This window comes from Rhodopirellula bahusiensis (assembly GCF_002727185.1).
GTDB lineage: Bacteria > Planctomycetota > Planctomycetia > Pirellulales > Pirellulaceae > Rhodopirellula > Rhodopirellula bahusiensis.
The window spans coordinates 623,902-641,487 of the sequence record NZ_NIZW01000001.1; the positions used below are offsets into that span (position 1 = coordinate 623,902).

Consider the following 17,586-nt stretch of genomic DNA (forward strand, 5'->3'; position numbering starts at 1 on the left):
CAGCCCACTCAAAACTTCGCTCCATGCCACAATGCTGCCTTGCCAAAACGGCAGTCACACTTCGCTCACGCCTGAAAAATTGCTCTCATGACTTCAGCTGAACCACGCGATACGATCGAATCAATCGACACCCAGATCCTTGACCTGCTGAGTCAACGCTGCCAGGCATTGGCGAAGAAAGCGGGCACCAAAACGGACTCGGATTGGGCAAACACGTTGGCTTCGATTGACCGCCTCATTGGCCAACAGAAACCAGACACCGCGTCCGCCGATCCAACGATCAGCCCGGATGTCCAGCGCAGTGTCTTGCGGCACGTCGCGTCGGCTTGCTGGCAAGCGACGCGGTCAGGAACATTTGCATTCTTGGGACCGCCGGACAGTTACAGCCACCTCGCGGCACTCGCCTACTTCGGCGAAGCAGCCAACTTGCTGCCCGTCCCATCGATTGGCGCAGTGTTCGATGCCGTCAGTCGAGGCGACTGCGCCGGCGGAATTGTGCCGATCGAAAACAGCACCGATGGTCGCGTGGTCGACACCTTTGGCCGACTTTCCGAAGGCGAAGTCTCGATCACTGGTGAAGTTCAGCTGGCGATTCACCATCAGCTGCTCGCGATGTGCGATCACGAAGCGATCAAGGAAGTGCACAGCAAACCGCAAGCGATCTCGCAGTGCCGCGTTTGGCTGGCCAACCATTTGCCCAATGCGAAGCTGATCGAATGCAGCTCGACGGCCGCCGCAGCCAAATTAGCCGTCACACAACCCGGCGTCGCAGCGATCGCCAGCGAAGCAGCCGGTCGCCGCCACGGCCTTCGCGTCATTGGCGCAAACATCGAAGACAACCGCGACAACGTCACCCGCTTTGCAGTCCTTGGCCACGACCAACCCGCCGCCACCGGGAACGACAAAACAACGCTCTTGTTCCAAGTCGCCCACCAGCCAGGAACACTGGCCGATGCGATGGGCATCTTCAAAGAACATGAACTCAACCTGACTTGGATCGAATCCTTTCCCCAACCCGGCACGAAGAACGAGTACTTCTTCGTCGTCGAATTCCCCGGGCATCGCCAAGATCCCGCGGTCGCGAAAGCAATCGAACACTTGAAATCCGCAACGCATCACACGGACGTGCTAGGAAGCTACTGCCGACCGGCGAGAGCAGAAAGCTGAGCGACATTCACAACTCGCAGCGTTACGGCTCGTCGATTGAGCCGTCAACGACGCTTTAACGCATGTGGGATGGGCACTCTTGCCCGCCAGGTTGTGGATGTCGGCCAAGAGTGGCCAACCTATATCAAAATCAGCCCTGCCTACCTTCTTACAGCACGGATGCCGCGCCAGCGGTTTGTTCCGCCACCAAACGCTCGATCAGATCCTCGACCGCGATGCCATCCGCTTCGGCAGAAAAGGTTGGAACAATCCGGTGACGCAAGACCGGCAGCGCGAGAGCCTGTGCGTCTTCGAGCGTTACATGTGTGCGACCGTGCAACAACGCACGGGCTTTAGACGCCAAAACCAACTGTTGGCTCGCACGGGGTCCCGGCCCCCACTGGATCCATTCCTTAACCCAACCCTTGGCATCAGGCTCACTCGGACGCGCCGCTCGAACCGCATCGATCACCCAGTTCTTCACATGCTCGGGCAAGGGAACTCGCCGAACAACAGATTGAAATTTGCAAATGTCTTCGCCGCTGACGACCGGCTGAACGTCCGCCAAATCTCCTGACGTGGTTCGCTCAACAATCTCGGCTTCTTGATCGCGTGACGGATAGCCAACAACGACGTGGAACAAGAACCGATCGCGTTGAGCTTCGGGAAGCGGATAGGTCCCCTCTTGCTCGATCGGGTTCTGCGTCGCAAGAACAAAGAACGGTTCTTTCAGAGCGTAGGTCTTGCCGCCCGCGGTGACCTCATGTTCCTGCATCGCTTCCAAAAGCGCCGCCTGCGTCTTGGGTGGTGTCCGGTTGATCTCGTCGGCCAACAGCATTTGCGTGAAAACGGGGCCAGGCCGGAACAACATTTCTCGGCGCCCGGTTTCGTGATCTTCCTGAATGATGTCCGTGCCCGTGATGTCGCCGGGCATCAGATCAGGCGTGAACTGAATGCGACGAAAATCCAAGCTCATCGAACTGGCCAACGTCCGCACCATCAACGTTTTCGCCAGTCCGGGCACGCCTTCCAACAAGCAATGGCCGCGAGCCAAGATCGCAATCAGCAATTGCTCGATCACATCGCTCTGGCCAACCACGATTCGGCCGACCTGTTCTTTGACCTGGGCAACGCTTTGGATCAACGCCTCCGCAGTTTCGATGTCTGAACCTTCGGTGTTGTCTCTGGGAGGCGGTGTGACCATCGTGCTAGACGTCCAAGTTTCGCACATCAAGTGCGTGGGTTTCGATGAATTCGCGACGGGGTTCGACTTTGTCACCCATCAACAAACGGAACATTTCGTCGGCCGCACCCGCGTCGGTCAGATTGACCTTCACCAGCGTGCGGTTGGCAGGATCGAGCGTTGTTTCGCGGAGCTCTTCCGCGTTCATTTCACCCAGTCCTTTAAAGCGAGTCACTTGCAGACCTTTTTCACCGGCAGCTCGCACTTCCGGCAACAACTCTCGCAAGTCTTCGAGTGGACGTCGCAAGTCTTCCCCACGAACGAGCTCGAATCGTGCGGTGGTCGAACCGGTGCGGTCAGCAGGGATCAAATCCTGCAACCCGAACCCAAGTGGGTCCAAGTCTTTCAAGCCGCTGTTGATTGTTCGGACCTCGTGAAGCTCGGCCAAGTGAGCGACCACCTTTTCAGGTTCTTCACTCTTAGGCTGTTCCTCGCCTTCCACTTCCAACTCTTCATCCGGTTGGTCGATATCCAAAGTTGCGTTGTTGTCGGCAAGATATGTCTCAACGTCGGCTTGCTTCATGAACCAATGCTCTTCGCCTTGGATCGTCAGCAAAAACGGAGGCAGCTTGCCGGTCACAGGATCAAACCGTTCGCTGTGCACACGCAGACTGACACCACGTCGCTCGAGTGCGACAATCGCGTCTTCCATCGATGCCAGTGCGACGCAAAGTGCTCGCATCGCATCGCCTTCGGCACTGCGACCATCTTCGGTCTCGAATCGCGTGTCGTTCAAACCACGTTCGAGCAACTGGCTCTTCATCTCCTCTTCGGACTGAATGTAGTACCGGTTCTTGCCCTGGGAGACGCGGAACAACGGCGGCTGAGCCACGTAAACGTGCCCGGCGGCAACCAATTGATACATCTGCCGATAGAAGAAACAAAGCAACAGCGTGCGAATGTGACTGCCATCGACGTCGGCATCCGTCATGATGATGACTTTGTTGTACCGGCGTCGCGTGAGATCCTGATCCGCACCAATCCCGGTGCCGATCGCTTGGATCATCGACTGGACTTCTTCATTGGCCAGCACCTTGTCTTCGCGACTCTTGTACGCGTTGATGATCTTACCGCGGAGGGGCAAGATCGCCTGGTACTCACGCATCCGTCCGCCTTCGGCCGATCCACCGGCCGAATCACCTTCGACCAGGTAGACTTCGCACTCTTCCATGTTTTTGGAGATGCAATCGCGAAGCTTGCCGGGCAAGCCACCGCCACCGAGCGCGTCCTTTCGTTTTCGAAGTTGATCCTTGGCTTTGCGAGCTGCTTCACGAGCCTCGGCCGCGAGCAAACCTTTGCGAACAATCGCCTTGGCCGTTCGAGGATTCTCTTCCAGGTATTTGTTGAGCGCCTCGCCAACACCGCTGGTAATGATGCCGTCGACTTCACCGTTGCCGAGCTTGGTCTTGGTCTGACCTTCAAACTGTGGATGCGGAACGCGAACGCTGATGACCGCCGTCAGACCTTCTCGAAAATCGTCGCCGGTCGGAGTTGTGTTCTTGAACAGGCCTTCTTTTTTGCCGTAGTTGTTCAGCGTCCGCGTCAACGCCGAGCGGAAGCCGGACACGTGCGTTCCGCCTTCGATCGTATGAATGTTGTTGACGTACGACTGAACCGTTTCAGTGAACTCGGTGCTGTACTGCAGCGCCATGTCGTACTCGACGCCGTCCTTCTCACCGACGAACTGAATCACGTCCCCGTGCAGCACATCGCTGGCGCGGTTGAGATGCTCGACAAACTCAACGATCCCACGGTCGTACTGATAGTCGCCGCCTTCGCCGTTTCGTTCGTCCAAGAATTTGATTCGAACGCCACTGTTGAGGAACGCGAGTTCCTGAAGGCGTTTTTGCAGTGTGTCAAAGTTGTACTTGGTGACACTGAAGATCTGCCCGTCGGCCTTGAACGTGGTCTTCGTTCCAGACTTCTTCGTTGGCCGGCCTTTTTGAATGGGGCCCGTTGGAATCCCGCGTTCGTAGCCCTGAGTCCAAGTCGAACCATCGCGGCTGACTTCGACCTCGGCCCACTGACTCAGAAAGTTCACCACGGTCACACCGACGCCGTGCAGACCGCCCGAAGTTTGATAGGCACCCTTTTCGAACTTGCCGCCGAACTTCAGAACCGTCATCACGCCTTCCAGCGTGCTGACTTCGCGATCCAGCTCTTCTGACAATTGATCATGACGTGTCACGGGGACACCGCGACCATCATCTTCGACCGTGACGCTGCCATCGGTATGAACCGTCACGCTGACCGATTTGGCGAAACCGGCCATGGCTTCGTCGATCGAGTTGTCAACGACTTCGTAGACCAGGTGGTGCAAACCGCGAACGGTCGTGTCACCGATGTACATCCCGGGACGCTCTCGCACGTGCTCGAGATCCGACAGGTGCAGCAAATCCTTGTCGGTGTACTCCGAATTTGCCGCCGGCCCGGTCGAGACACGCTCCATTGGCTTTTGCGGGCCAGCAATCTCCTCGGCTGAATTTCCGTCGCCGGAAACCGCACCAGCGGGCACAGCGTTTGGATCCTCGGATGGGTCGTTTGATGCAGGGTCAGTCGAGGAGGAATCGCTCATGAATGGGCGGCCCGTGGAGGCCGTCAAATGCGGGGTTTTTGACATCGGAAGCGGACTCGCCCCCACGTCAAAAAAAAGCGTCAAATAGCAGCCAATAGTCTACCAAATAGAACGACTTTGCGCTAGATCACGTGCGTGGCCAATCCAGGAAACGTTTCCGGTTCCGCAGACAGCCACGAGGACCGATCCCGGGCGAATCAGATGTCACCGAAAGGATCTCCCGCCCCCGCGGGAGCAAAGGGATCTTCCATGGTGTCACCAAATGGATCCGCTCCACCGCCGCCAAATGGATCCGCACCAGGTGCACCAAAGGGATCCGTGTTCTTGGGAGCGGTCTGTTCGGGCTTCTTCTCTTCCAGTTGATCCTCGGCTTCCTCTTCGGTTTCGACGGGAGCGGAGGATTTGATCACCTTTGGAATGACCGAACCGGGACGACGCAGACACTGCATCGTACCGCGATTGTTGACCAGATAGAGACGGTTGGTGTAGCGATTGACCAGCAAGGAGTCGGGCTGAATGCTGGGAAAACGCCCGAGCAACGAGCCATCTTCCATCGCCATCACCAGCAGCGATCCTGACAGGCTTCTCGCATAGATTTTTCCATCGATCGCGCCAAGCAATTCCTGAACACCAGGCACCGTTTGTGGCCAAACCGAATAACCATCGCTGGCCGACACGCACATCAAATTGCCATAAGTCGTCGGAAAGAGGACCTTTTCGTCGAAGAAGATCGGACTGGAGTAAATCGGCTCTCCGGTCGGACGGCTCCACAACACTTCGCCTTCGCGAGTGGCCTTGATGCCGTAGATCTGACCCGATTCAGAACCGAAGAAGAATCGTTCGCCCGAAGCAGAAGCGAGAGCCCCACTGACGATGCCATCCGTGTTCAATCGAAACTGAACGTTGGGTTCACCATCCATTTCCATCACATAGACAAATCCCTGACTGGTTCCCCAAGCCACTTTGTTGGAATCCGCCGAATGTGTTGGCACTTCAAGAGCCGATCCGGCAACGATCTCCGCGAACGGATCGATCGTCGGGTCGACCAATCCATAACCAGCCACCCGATCACCAATCGATGGCACGAGCGCGAACCCATTGCAATGCACGACGCCTCGAGTTGGCACGTACTCCAACGCAGTCACTCCAAACACCTGTCCGTTCTTGACGTCCAGCTTGACCAACTCGCCACCGTTGACGACGGAGACGAACTCTTCGTCCACTCCCAGTCCGCCGTAGCCACGTCGTTCGGATCCAACCCGTTGCAACCAAATCAAATCACCTGACTCAGCGTCCCGGCACTCGACGGTGCCGTCGTCCGACAGGGTGTAGAACCGAATCATCGGAATCTTACGAATCCGCGACTCAGCTTCGATGCCGCGACGTTCTAAGCGGCGGATTTCATTGCGCCCCAATCGCTCGGCTTCTTTTTGGTCTATTGCACCGCGTTTGGTCGCGTCGCTGTCGACCTGAAAACGAGCGTAGATGACGGCCGTTTCGTCGATGACCGGAGTTGCGTCTTCACCTTCGGCAACGGGTTCTGATTCGGCCGGCTTTGGCTCGCCCGACTTTTCGACGATTTCCACAAACACGTGGCTTTGTGTTTGGTGAACGACCATCTTTTGATCGACGATGGACTGGCGACCAGCGGGAACGCTCAGATTGCGGCGCCACACTTCTTCCAACCCAAGCTGGCGGGTCTCGACCGGGCCCAGCAACTCGTGATCAGCGAGCGCGGACGCAGCAAAACCGACCGCATTGGCGGTGACCAGCGTCAATGAAAGGATGAGACGGAAGTGAGAAGAGCGGTGCATTGCAGCAATACCAGAAAAGAATGGGAGCCATCCGGAAGACTGTTCAGCATAATCCACTAAAGCTCCGACCGCGAATTTCCCAATCTGAAGGATTTTGGGTACACTCAGCTCGCGAAAAAAAGGCCGAAAGATCGATTCAAACGTCGTGATCCACACCGTTTTTTCGCGTTCTTCTTTTAGGTCGCCAGCTTCCGCCCCTCTACCGGGCAAGCCCCAGCGGCGTCGTTCCCATTCCCTCGAATCCGCTCCCAGGCAGAATGGCCAAAATTTTGATGCTCGTCGGCGACTTCGTCGAAGATTACGAAGCCATGGTTCCCTATCAGATGTTGCTGATGCTGGAACACGAAGTGGCCACCGTCTGCCCCGGCAAATCCGCGGGCGACTCCGTGGCCACGGCGATCCATGATTTCGAGGGTCACCAAACGTACAGCGAAAAACCCGGGCACCGATTCGCAATCACCGCCGACTTCGATGGACTGCAGCCCGAAACCTACGACGCCTTGGTCATCCCAGGCGGCCGAGCCCCCGAGTACCTGCGGCTGAACGAGAAGGTCCTCGACATCGTTCGCCATTTCGCGGATCAGAACAAACCGATCGCCGCGGTCTGCCACGGGCCTCAAATCTTGGCCGCAGCGGGCGTGCTCAAAGACCGCGAGTGCAGCTGTTACCCGGCCGTCGCCCCCGAGGTTCAGATCGGCGGTGGAACCTACATGACTCCCGGCGAGGGCATGGACACCGCCCACGTCGATGGCAACTTGGTCACCGCACCAGCCTGGCCCGCTCACCCCGCATGGATGCGAGAATTCTGCCGACTGCTCCCATCCGATTGATGAACGCTCCCGATCCCAACCGCGTCGACCCAGCCTCCGGCCTTTCTCCGGATCACGCCGATGCGTTGCGTGATCGGAAATCGCAATTGCAGGCCGAACTGCTTCGCGTCCGTCGCGAAGCGCATGCAGCGAGGCTGGAGGCCAATGCCGTTCGACTCGAAGCAACCGCGTCGCAAATCGAGGCCGAACTGGAATCGATCGAAACCGGGCAACCCGTCGAGCAGCCCAACGTCGGCGAGCCTTCAACAACTGCGTCTGGACACAACCTGAATCCGCCGAAGCTTCCAAGCTCCAGCCGCTTTGCTTCCTGGAACGAAGTTCGCGAAGCGTTTGATTCATTCACGAAGGTCAGCACCCGGCGTGATCTGAGTCACGGTGTTTCGGTACGAGCACCCAAGATGAGGCGTCTTGGTGAAACCAAATCACCGGATGCGATCCCAACCTCACCAATCGCTGATCCTGAACCGGAGTTTTCAACCGAGCCAGGTTCGCTTGAGCCGAGCTCGACCGCTGAACTCGACGCTCACGAAGACTCGCTCCTTTTCGGCGAAGACAAACCAACGCCTTCGGGCGAACCGCTTCCAAGCGTGATAGAAGACGACGAGGAAACGGACACAAGCGGTCGCCGGAGAAAACCTGCCGCGGTGATCGTCAGTGCGATTGTTCACGCGGTGCTGCTTTTCATCCTCGCGGCATTCACACTCAGCAACGCTCGTCCGAAGGATCAAATGGCGTTCTCCGCTTCCGCGTCCAGCGAAAGTGAAGAGACGGCGATGGAAACATTTGCGATCGAAAGCAGCGAACCCATCACCGAGCCAACCCAATCGCAGCCCGACGAGACGCAGTACGACGTCAGCGAAATTGGCGAGATGCCGATCGTCGACATCACATCAACAGCAATGGATTCGGTAGCCGCGTCAGCATCCAATTTGTCGTCGCTTTCCAGCTCTTCGTCTGCTGCTTCGCAGGCGATGCAAAAGTTGAAATCGGACGCCAAATCGCAAATGGAATTCTGCGGTGTCGAAGGCGGCGGCAACCACTTTGTTTACCTTGTCGACAGTTCGGGCAGCATGGGCGATGCCTTCACATCCGCTCGATCAGCGTTGCTCCAATCGATCGACATGCTGACTGAGAAGCAACGCTTCTACGTCGTTTTCTTTGACACCGATAGCGACTACATGCAACTGTCGGGTTCGCCCGAACCAGAGACACGCAGTGTTTACGCCACCGCGAACAACAAACAACAGCTTCGCAATTGGGCCATGCGGATTTCAATGGATCGCGGCAAAGCTCCCTACGACCCACTGCGTTTCGCGTTGGACCTCAAACCCGATGTGATCTTCTTGCTGTCCGACGGTGAGTTCCCGCAAGGCATCGAGGACTTGCTCTCCGAAGAGAATCGGTCCACCAATCTGTTTGGTGACACCGACCCGATCAGCATCGTTAACACGATCAGTTACTACAGCCGTGAAGGTGAAAGCCGAATGCGACGCATCGCGGAAAAGAACTTCGGGCAATACCGTCACGTTCCTAAACCCTGAGGCCAATTCTTGGCCAATCGTGTTCCTCAAACGCTCACTTGGATTGCATCACGCGGCCAGCGTCTGCGGCAGTGGTACAACGACCATCGGTTTGGTGCCATCGATGACCATGCCCAACTTGGCAAACGAGGCGAGCAAGTTGCCGCTCAGTTGCTGAGACGCAAAGGCTTGCAAGTCATCGCCGAAAGTGAATCCGACCGCGCCGGTGAAATCGACTTAATCGCCCTTCGCAAACACCCGCGTCTGATGGTGTTTGTAGAAGTCAAAACACTTTCCACTTCGCGTCCGGGCCATCCAGCGGACCGAGTCGACGAAAACAAACAAGCCCGAATCACGCGGGCTGCCCTTCGCTACTTGAAGCGAAAGAAACTACTTGGGATTCCATGTCGCTTTGACGTGGTTGCCGTTTGGTGGCCTCGAGACGAACCTCGACCGACTCGCGTCGAGCACTACGAATCCGCGTTCGATGCCGTCGGGATTGATTCCTTCTTTGGCTGAAACTTTCGCAAATCGACCAAGTTCACTTGTTGATCAAGCCTTCATCGCGAAAGCCTGGACCGCCTCTCGGAAAAGCGAGACTCCGTTTTCTAGCGACTCAAGTTCGATGAATTCATCGACCGTGTGAGCTTGCTCGATGCTGCCCGGACCGCACACGATTCGGTGGCGAAGCTCTTCCAACACCGCACCGTCGGTGGCATAGCAAACCGTCTCCGCTTTTTCGCGTCCGCAGTACGAACTCGCCAACTCACACATGCGAACGAGCGTTGGATCGTCGATGGGCGTTTCCAACGGAGCAACAGATTTGTAGCTACGAAATTGCAATCCAAGTTGCTCCGCAGCGGCCTTCGCTTCCGCCATCAAGCATTCACCGTCCACACTGGGCATCGCTCGCCAATTGGCCCAAACTTCACTGCGATCCGGAACGATGTTGGTCGCATCCGCATGGTCGCTGATGCCAAAGTTGAACGTCAGCGTCGGAGGGTCAAACCGGTCGTCTCGCAGCATCGGATCGGTTTGCGATCGTTCGTGCAGCTCGAGGATTGTTTGCAGCAATGGGATCATCGCCACATTCGCGTTGACACCTCGGTTCGTGCTGCTATGAGCGGCCTTGCCATGGGAGATCACTCGAAACCCACCCATGCCTTTGTGGGCGTGGACGACGCCTAATTCGGTTGGTTCACCAATCAACGCAACCGGATCCAGAGCAACCAATTCGCGATAGGCGGGACTGCTCTGCGCCAATTCCTTGGCGCCGCGAAGCCCGACTTCCTCGTCGGCCGTGCAAACAACCCACAGCGGAGCCGATTGCTTCGACGCATCCAAATCATCGATCGCCGCAAGCATCGCTGCCAACGATCCCTTCATGTCACACGAGCCTCGACCGTACAAACGATTGTCTTCGATCACGGCTTCGAACGGGTTTCCGCCCGGTCCGCCCCAGCGATCCGCGGGAACCACATCGGTGTGACAAAAGTACGCCAGCCCCGTTTCGTTCTCAGGTCGATCGATGGATTGCGTCGACAAATCCCCCGATTTTGAACTCGAATCGGTTGGCAAACGCTTGGCAATCAAATTGAATTTTGGGACACCTTCGCCATCCAGGTACCGCGTTTGCTCACATTCGAACCCTTGCGCCCGCAAACGATCCGCCACCCACTCCGTGATCGCTTGATTGCTGGTATGACTGACCGTCGGATAAGCGATCAATTCGGACAGTAGTCTTACAGCAAGTGACAAAACGAGGTCTCGGTTGGAATAGCCGTGGCAACTCAAATCCGACAATCTACACCTTCAAGCGGCCCCCTGCACCAGTGAATGCCCCCGCCTCCCCCGAACATTCCACTAACTCCGACCTCGACGAATCCGCCCAGCAAACTGATTGGCGACCGTGGGAACGGCTGGGCGAATTAGTCGATGCGGGTGACGCCGAAGGAGTCGAAAACTTCCTTTCAAAGTTAGGACCAAACGATCAAGCGTTGGCGCTCAATCGTTTGGACGAGGAACATTACTGCGCGGTTCTGACGCTACTGCCCGCGGAGGAAGCCGCCGAAATCCTGCGTCACCTGAGCGAAACGCAAGCGGCCGAATTGGTCGACTCGCTCTGTGCTTCGGACGCGGCCGCCATCGTCCAAGAGATGACCAGCGACGAACAGGCTGACTTGCTGGGTGACTTGGACGACGATCAGGCCGAATCGATTCTTCAGGCACTGCCGCCCGAAGATGCCGCTTCGGTTCGAGAACTGGCCGCGTACAGCGACGACCAAGCTGGTGGTCTGTTGGTTCGTGAGATCCTGCGGTTCAACCAGAAAAGCCTCGTTCACGAAGTCATCACAACGCTCTCAGAAAACGCTGAAGAGTTTCGTGACTACGACGTGCAGTACGCCTACTTGACCGACGACGATGAGAAACTGGTCGGCGTGCTGCCGATGCGAAACCTGTTGTTTGCCAAACGCACCGACCCTGTCGCGGACATCATGATCCTCGATCCATTGTCGATTACCGCCAGCATGCCGCTGGATGAACTGCGAGACTTCTTCGACGCCCACCACTTCCTCGGCGTCCCAGTTGTCGATGACACCCACAAACTTCTGGGTGTCGTCCACCGAAACGCAGTCGACTACGAATCAACCCGTGCCGCCGAAAACGATTTTCTGAAAAGCCAAGGGATCATCGGTGGCGAAGAGCTACGAACGATGCCGCTTTGGCAACGATCGCATCGACGACTCAGTTGGCTCAGCATCAACGTTTTGCTGAACATTGGTGCGGCCGGCGTCATTGCCGTGTACCAAGACACGCTATCCAAGGTGATCGCGCTTGCCGTGTTCCTGCCGATCATCAGCGACATGAGCGGTTGCAGTGGAAACCAAGCGGTGGCGGTCAGCATGCGTGAACTATCGCTCGGTTTGGTTCGCCCGTCCGAGATGCTACGCGTCTGGCTGAAGGAAATCAGCGTTGGCCTGATCAACGGAACGGTGCTGGGACTGCTGGTTGCTGTTGTCGCGGTCGTCTGGGACGGCAATCCCTACTTGGGTCTCGTTGTCGGAGTCGCTTTGTGTGCGAACACGCTGATCGCGGTCTCCATCGGAGGCACCGTGCCGCTTCTTTTGAAACGGCTCGGGTTCGACCCGGCGGTCGCCAGCGGTCCGTTGCTAACAACCGTGACCGACATGTGCGGCTTCTTCCTGGTTCTAGGAATGGCAACCGCAATGCTCGATCGACTGATCTAGGCAGTCCAGACTATTTCGGTCGAGTTGCGACTTCGACTCGGCGTGAGTCGTTCAGGTAGGCCATCAAATCGGAGATGTCCTGCAACGACAATTCGTCCAGCAAACCGCTCGGCATGATGCTCGATCGGCTTGGCTGGATCAGGTCCACTTCCGACTCAGCCAACGTGGTCACGTTGTTGTTCGAATCGCGAATCTGCAGTTCGCTGCCGGCTTTGCTCACCATGCCGACGAAGACCTCGCCATCCAAGGTTAGTACCTTTTTGCTGGCGTATTGATCACTCACAACGTGAGATGGATACAAAACGGACTCCAAGATTTCGCGGCGAGTGAATCGGCGAGCGACGCTGGTCAAATCAGGTCCGATCACGGTGCCTTGCGTGCCAGCTCGGTGACAATTCGCACATTGAGCACGAGCGTATACCTCCGCTCCTGCGTGAGCGTCACCGCCCTGCCCTTCATCACTCTCCAGGTGAGAAATCAACTGTTCGAAATCCCAGCGTGATTCGTCTTCCCGCGGCAATTCTGCCGATGGGCGATCCGGGAATGTCTTGGCGTACCAACGCTGCCACGGAGCCATCGATTGCTTCACGCCCTCGGGACGCTGCATTCCGGTCCAGTGTTCAAGCAATTGCTCCACGCTTTCGAACGTTGTGCCTTCTTTTTCAGCTCGCAGCCCCATCAAAACCAATGACCGAAGTGCCATGGGATCATCCGTGGCGATGGGAACGCCTCGAAGACGCGTGACGACTTCATTCGCGGCCGGTCCATCCAAGACGTTCAAGCTGCGAACCAAGTAGTCCCAGTTTTCTCCGTCAGGATTCTGAGCCAATGCCATCGCAACAACGGCACGACGTTGGGGCTCGGTTCGCCAGATTTTCCGTAAGTGTGCGGAGGACGCATCGTCGGGAGCGGACGCCAGCATCGCGATGATGCCGGTTCGCAAACGGCGGTGAACGTCGTCCACTTTGTCCTCTTTGGTCAGCTCGTCATCCAGCGTGCGAAGTTTTGCAGCGGTTGCCTCATTGATCGGTCGCTCCAACTGGAACAAAGCACCAAGGGCGGAGTTTCGCCAGCGACTTCCTTCATCCAGAATCGCTTGAATGTCGTCTTCGGAAAGGTGACGAGCAAAATCTCGCGTCACACCGACCATGTACATGGGCAACGAGCCTTCGCTGTCTCGTCCGGCAATGCCTTCGTAAAATTTCAACAATGCGAATCGCTCGCGAGCCGACCACTGACGATCGATGCGTTGCAAACACATCGCGGCCAGAACGCGGTCCAACTCCGGTGCATCGGATTCCAAGTACTCCATCGCACGCGGGACCAACGACTCAGCTTGCAGGTAGCTCGCCAGACGAATCAGCTCGTGATTCATACGAGAATCACCGGCTGGGAACTCATCCGCAATTTGCTTTGACAACCACTGGACTTCGCTCGCCTTGATGTTGCAACGATGCAGCGTGACTTGGCACAGACGCAGCGTGTCGACAAAGTCTTTGTCGCTCAAAAAGTCCTTCATCATGTTGCTGGTCCGCTTCAGCACCAACAACCCGGTCGCCTTGTTCGTGTCAGCGGCAACAAGTGCCAACATACCCACCAACGCGGTCCGTGTATCTTCGTGAAGGATGACGGTTTCTTTCCATTTCGCAGCTGGAATACGCTGCAGAACTTGGCGAGCCACATAGGAAAGTGTTCGATCCTCATGAGCGAGTAAATCGATCAACGGTTGCGGATCGTCAGGAATCTGATTGCTTCGCAGCATGGCTTCGCAAACCGCGCGACGGACTCGCAAGTCGCTGTCGCTCAGCATCTCGTTCAAGCGAGCCTTCGCACGCGATGACGGGTTCAAACCAAGCTGAATCGCGGCGCGACGTCGCACCAATTCGCTTTCCGCTTTGGACAATTCGATCAACAAATCATCGCTTGGGACGGGACCATACATTTGCATCAAGTTCATCGCGCGAATGCGATAGGAAGGCGGATTTTCATCGCTGTAAGCGACGCCGGCCAACTGTTGATCCCAACTGCTTCCCAGTTCACGGCGAATCGCAGCGATGCGTTGACGCGACCAAGCCGCATCCAATTGAGGCTGGCGTACCGCGGCGGCGATACCGCTGCCGAGTTGCTTCATCGCGTCTGGAATTTTGCCTTGATAGACAACGCGGTACACACCACCGGCGGTCCCACGACCACCCGTGCAGAAATACAATGCTCCGTCCGGACCAACCGCCAAATCGGTAACGTTGAGCGGCTGCCCTTTCAAGAACACTTCGCTGTCGGCTTGGAATCCGCTGCCGTTTGGTTTCAGCCGGACGTTCAGAATCCGGCCTTCCGACCAATCCGCCATGAACAAACTGTTGTGGTAGCGAACCGGGAACATGTGGTGCTCATAGCACTCGATCCCGGTTGGGCTTCCACGTCCCGTGTCCAACACGTTTGGCAAACGGTCGATGTAGTACTCAGGCCATTTTGCCCAGCCTGTTCGCCATCCGAACTCACTTGCTTCGGTCACATCCATCAAAGCGGTTGGACGGTACCAAGGAGTTTCCACGTCGGCTTCCATGTCCGCATCGTGCACGAACAAGTTGCCTTCTGGGTGGAATGCCAAGTCATATGCGTTTCGTAGTCCACCGGCAATTCGCTCGATGACCTTGCCTTCGATGTCGGTCCGAATGATCGTTCCACCGGGAGCCTTCACGCCACGACCATGTCCGCCGGGATCTTCGTAACGAGGCAGCAAGTCGCCTTCGTAGATATCCTTCAGAGTCTGGCCGCTGCCGGTTTTTCCAATCGGTTTGACGTAGCTACCAACCGAAACATAGATCATGCCGTCGGGACCAAGACGCAAGCCGTGAGGACCGTGCTCGCCACCGTTGCCACTGAACTTGACGATCGTTTTCACTGTTTCAAGTTCGCCGTTTCGATCTTCATCGATCAAGCGATACAGAGCCGATCCATCTGGCCCATCGGCGGTCACGAAGACTTCGCCATTGAGCGGCAGGATGCCTTGGATGGACTCCACCTTGTCGCAGTAAGTCTGAACTTCTTCGGGGACGCCGTCATCGTCTTTGTCGGTAACGATCAAGAGCGGGCCGCCTTCTTGCGAAAGCAACACGTGTCCGAATTCGTCAAACGTCATCGCGATGATCGATCCGACTTGTTCGTCGTTGATCAAGCGTTGAACACCGAAGCCGCGTTGGATTTGAAAGCGTTCGGAATTTTGCTTGGCGGTCTCGACTTCGACGCTGGGTTCGCGATCCCAAGGAGCGGTTTCACCAAGCGGACCAAAGGTCGACGCTGGCTGCCAGGCTCCATCGTTGTAAGCTGCCGTGTTCCACAAGGGGATTTCTTGCAGGTTGGTTTTCCAAGTTCGATCGGAACTGAAGGTGAACCATTTCTCACCAGTCTCGGGGCGGATGGAAACTCGAGCGACGAGAGCGGCGGTGTTGCCGCGAGTGTTTTGAACTTGGACCGCGACGACATTTCGTCCCGGTTCAATGTAGTCGCTGATGTCGAACTCTTGCATCTGCCGATAGGACTCGCCTTCGCCGACTTTGCGACCGTTGACGTGCACCTCATAGGCATCGTCTGCGGCGACTTCGATGATCGCTTCGCCACGGTGACGCAGATTCAATGACTTGCGAAACCAGCACGTTTCCCCGTTCGGGATGGCTTGATCAGCAGTCGTTCCGGACGCCCAAATCCACTCCGCTTCCGCCGCGAAGGTTCGAGTATCCCAGCCTAAACACAAAGCACCGACGGCAAGCGTCAACGCGATCAAATGGAATCGTCCAGCAGACATCCTGATTCAGCCTTCCATGGCGTGGAGTCAGTCATTTTCGGTGAAAAAAGGCATCCAACACGCCTATTTCCAAACATTCACTCTCCGCAATAGCATTTCGCGATGGATGGTCGCAAGATCGAATCAGCGGCTCTGCCACTCTTGAATCGCGGGAATCGGAGTCACCAACATCAACACGTTGAGCAACAAATTGTCCCGAATCGTGATCAACATCACGATCTCGCTGACAACGAACAATCCGACCGACCAACGCCAGGAAAACTTGGACGAAAACCAGAACCCCAACATGCAAGCCACCACATCCATGATCGAATTCGCGATCGAGTCGCCGGTGTAACCCACCGCCATCGTCGCTTCGCGGTAACGCTCAATGATCAGGGGCGAGTTCTCCAGGATTTCCCAGCCCACCTCGAGGCCCGCCGCGATCAAGAACCGATGCGTTCCGTTCAAACGCGGCACCCAAAGGAGCACCCAGAAAAACAACACGCCATGCAAGACGTGCGAGAAGAAATAAGGATCGATCAAGTGTTGAGAGTTGTGGGCGGTCCAAATGTCCCAGGACCAAGGCACCCAAGAACCACACTCACACCAAAATCGACGGCCCATTCCGGCCAGGACCAACACCATGCCAGCGATCAACGCACAGGCAACCCATGCGCCCGTCCACGATCGGTTTTCGAAGAACCGATCGTCGGTACTCTCAAGCATGCCGGATGAACTCGCGGTCAACGGAACCGGGCTCCGATCAGCGCAAATCGTCGCGATCGATCACCGGGTTGGCGGTGCCCTGCCCGATTAGAACCAGCAAACCTTGTTGCGGGCGATTGGCATTCATCGCTTGAGCATTGAATGGAACACCATAGCAAGCGTAGGTGCCCGTCGACGTGTCCAAGACATAAATGACCGAGCGACCAACCGGGTTGCTGCTGCTTCGTGGGAAGTCAGCTTGTCCGGTGGCCATGATGTAGGTTCCGCCTTTGCCATCGGTCCCCAACGCGTCAGCGACGTTCACCGTGAACGTGGCCGCGAAACGACCGACTCGCGGGTACATGACCGAACACTGAAGCAGTCCCGAGTTGTGATCCAGGACAAACAATCCATCGGCTTGGTCGCTGACAGGCCCGGTCGCGAGCGAGAACTTCTCGCTGCTGACCGCGGCGGTCGCGTTGGCGATGGGCAGATTCTGCCAATCGGCCAGGCCAGACGAACTCGAACCCTCCGCGGTGGTTTCTGCAGAACGACGAGCCTCGGAGGCGACACCTGCGAAGTAGATGGCCGCCCCAACGGCAACCAACGTCACTCCGACCATCCATCCGCGATTCCCGCAGCATCGCGTTGATTCGGTTGGAACGACTGGCAAAAGAGCGGGATCAGCAATGTCTTTCATGAATCGTTTCTCGGCTAGCGG

At 56.8% G+C, this 17,586-nt stretch carries 12 protein-coding genes; 5 read left to right on the plus strand and 7 right to left on the minus strand.

Features of this window, described 5'->3' with window-relative positions; genetic code table 11:
- Positions 1-87: 87 nt before the first annotated feature.
- The gene (pheA, locus tag CEE69_RS02450; protein WP_099259059.1) at positions 88-1,167 is read left to right on the plus strand and encodes a prephenate dehydratase; all 1,080 of its coding nucleotides are present in this window, start codon (positions 88-90) and stop codon (positions 1,165-1,167) included.
- 148 nt (positions 1,168-1,315) lie between these two features.
- On the opposite strand, the gene CEE69_RS02455 is transcribed toward pheA, so the two are convergent.
- From CEE69_RS02455 to CEE69_RS02465, 3 genes are all read right to left on the minus strand, one after another.
- Positions 1,316-2,350 carry an AAA family ATPase gene (locus CEE69_RS02455; RefSeq protein WP_099259061.1) on the minus strand — a complete coding sequence of 345 codons (1,035 nt, stop codon included), beginning with the start codon at positions 2,348-2,350 and terminating at the stop codon, positions 1,316-1,318.
- Positions 2,351-2,354: 4 nt separating this feature from the next.
- Positions 2,355-4,964: a DNA gyrase subunit B gene (locus CEE69_RS02460; RefSeq protein WP_099259062.1), complete on the minus strand. Its 2,610-nt coding sequence runs from the start codon at positions 4,962-4,964 to the stop codon at positions 2,355-2,357.
- A gap of 197 nt (positions 4,965-5,161) precedes the next feature.
- Positions 5,162-6,778 carry an outer membrane protein assembly factor BamB family protein gene (locus tag CEE69_RS02465; RefSeq protein WP_233214532.1) on the minus strand — a complete coding sequence of 539 codons (1,617 nt, stop codon included), beginning with the start codon at positions 6,776-6,778 and terminating at the stop codon, positions 5,162-5,164.
- A 257-nt stretch (positions 6,779-7,035) separates the two neighbouring features.
- Here CEE69_RS02465 and CEE69_RS02470 point away from each other — a divergent pair, with 257 nt between their 5' ends.
- Genes CEE69_RS02470 through CEE69_RS02480 form a run of 3 tightly spaced genes read left to right on the plus strand, consistent with a single transcriptional unit; the run spans position 7,036 to position 9,647 of the window.
- Positions 7,036-7,608 (plus strand): DJ-1/PfpI family protein, encoded by a 573-nt coding sequence (locus CEE69_RS02470; protein WP_099259064.1) that lies wholly within the window; start codon positions 7,036-7,038, stop codon positions 7,606-7,608.
- A complete protein-coding gene (locus CEE69_RS02475) occupies positions 7,608-9,149 on the plus strand; it encodes a vWA domain-containing protein (protein WP_099259066.1) in 1,542 nt (513 codons plus the stop codon). The genes CEE69_RS02470 and CEE69_RS02475 overlap by 1 nt, the downstream gene beginning before the upstream one ends.
- Positions 9,150-9,158: 9 nt before the next feature.
- Entirely contained in the window at positions 9,159-9,647 is a 489-nt protein-coding gene (locus tag CEE69_RS02480; RefSeq protein WP_099259067.1) for a YraN family protein, read from the plus strand.
- Between the two features lie 33 nt (positions 9,648-9,680).
- On the opposite strand, the gene CEE69_RS02485 is transcribed toward CEE69_RS02480, so the two are convergent.
- Positions 9,681-10,931 (minus strand): M20 family metallopeptidase, encoded by a 1,251-nt coding sequence (locus CEE69_RS02485; RefSeq protein WP_099259069.1) that lies wholly within the window; start codon positions 10,929-10,931, stop codon positions 9,681-9,683.
- Positions 10,932-10,960: 29 nt separating this feature from the next.
- Here CEE69_RS02485 and mgtE point away from each other — a divergent pair, with 29 nt between their 5' ends.
- A complete protein-coding gene (mgtE, locus tag CEE69_RS02490; RefSeq protein WP_099259071.1) occupies positions 10,961-12,376 on the plus strand; it encodes a magnesium transporter in 1,416 nt (471 codons plus the stop codon).
- A gap of 10 nt (positions 12,377-12,386) precedes the next feature.
- Here mgtE and CEE69_RS02495 read toward each other — a convergent pair whose 3' ends face one another.
- The 3 genes from CEE69_RS02495 to CEE69_RS02505 form a co-directional block, all read right to left on the minus strand.
- On the minus strand, positions 12,387-16,178 hold the full coding sequence (locus tag CEE69_RS02495; RefSeq protein WP_099259073.1) for a DUF7133 domain-containing protein: 3,792 nt from the start codon (positions 16,176-16,178) through the stop codon (positions 12,387-12,389).
- 123 nt (positions 16,179-16,301) lie between these two features.
- Positions 16,302-16,886, minus strand: a complete 585-nt coding sequence (locus tag CEE69_RS02500; protein ID WP_233214533.1) for a DUF2585 family protein — start codon at positions 16,884-16,886, stop codon at positions 16,302-16,304.
- Between the two features lie 37 nt (positions 16,887-16,923).
- Complete coding sequence (locus CEE69_RS02505; protein WP_099259077.1) at positions 16,924-17,565, minus strand: hypothetical protein; 642 nt, start codon at positions 17,563-17,565, stop codon at positions 16,924-16,926.
- Between the last annotated feature and the right edge of the window lie 21 nt (positions 17,566-17,586).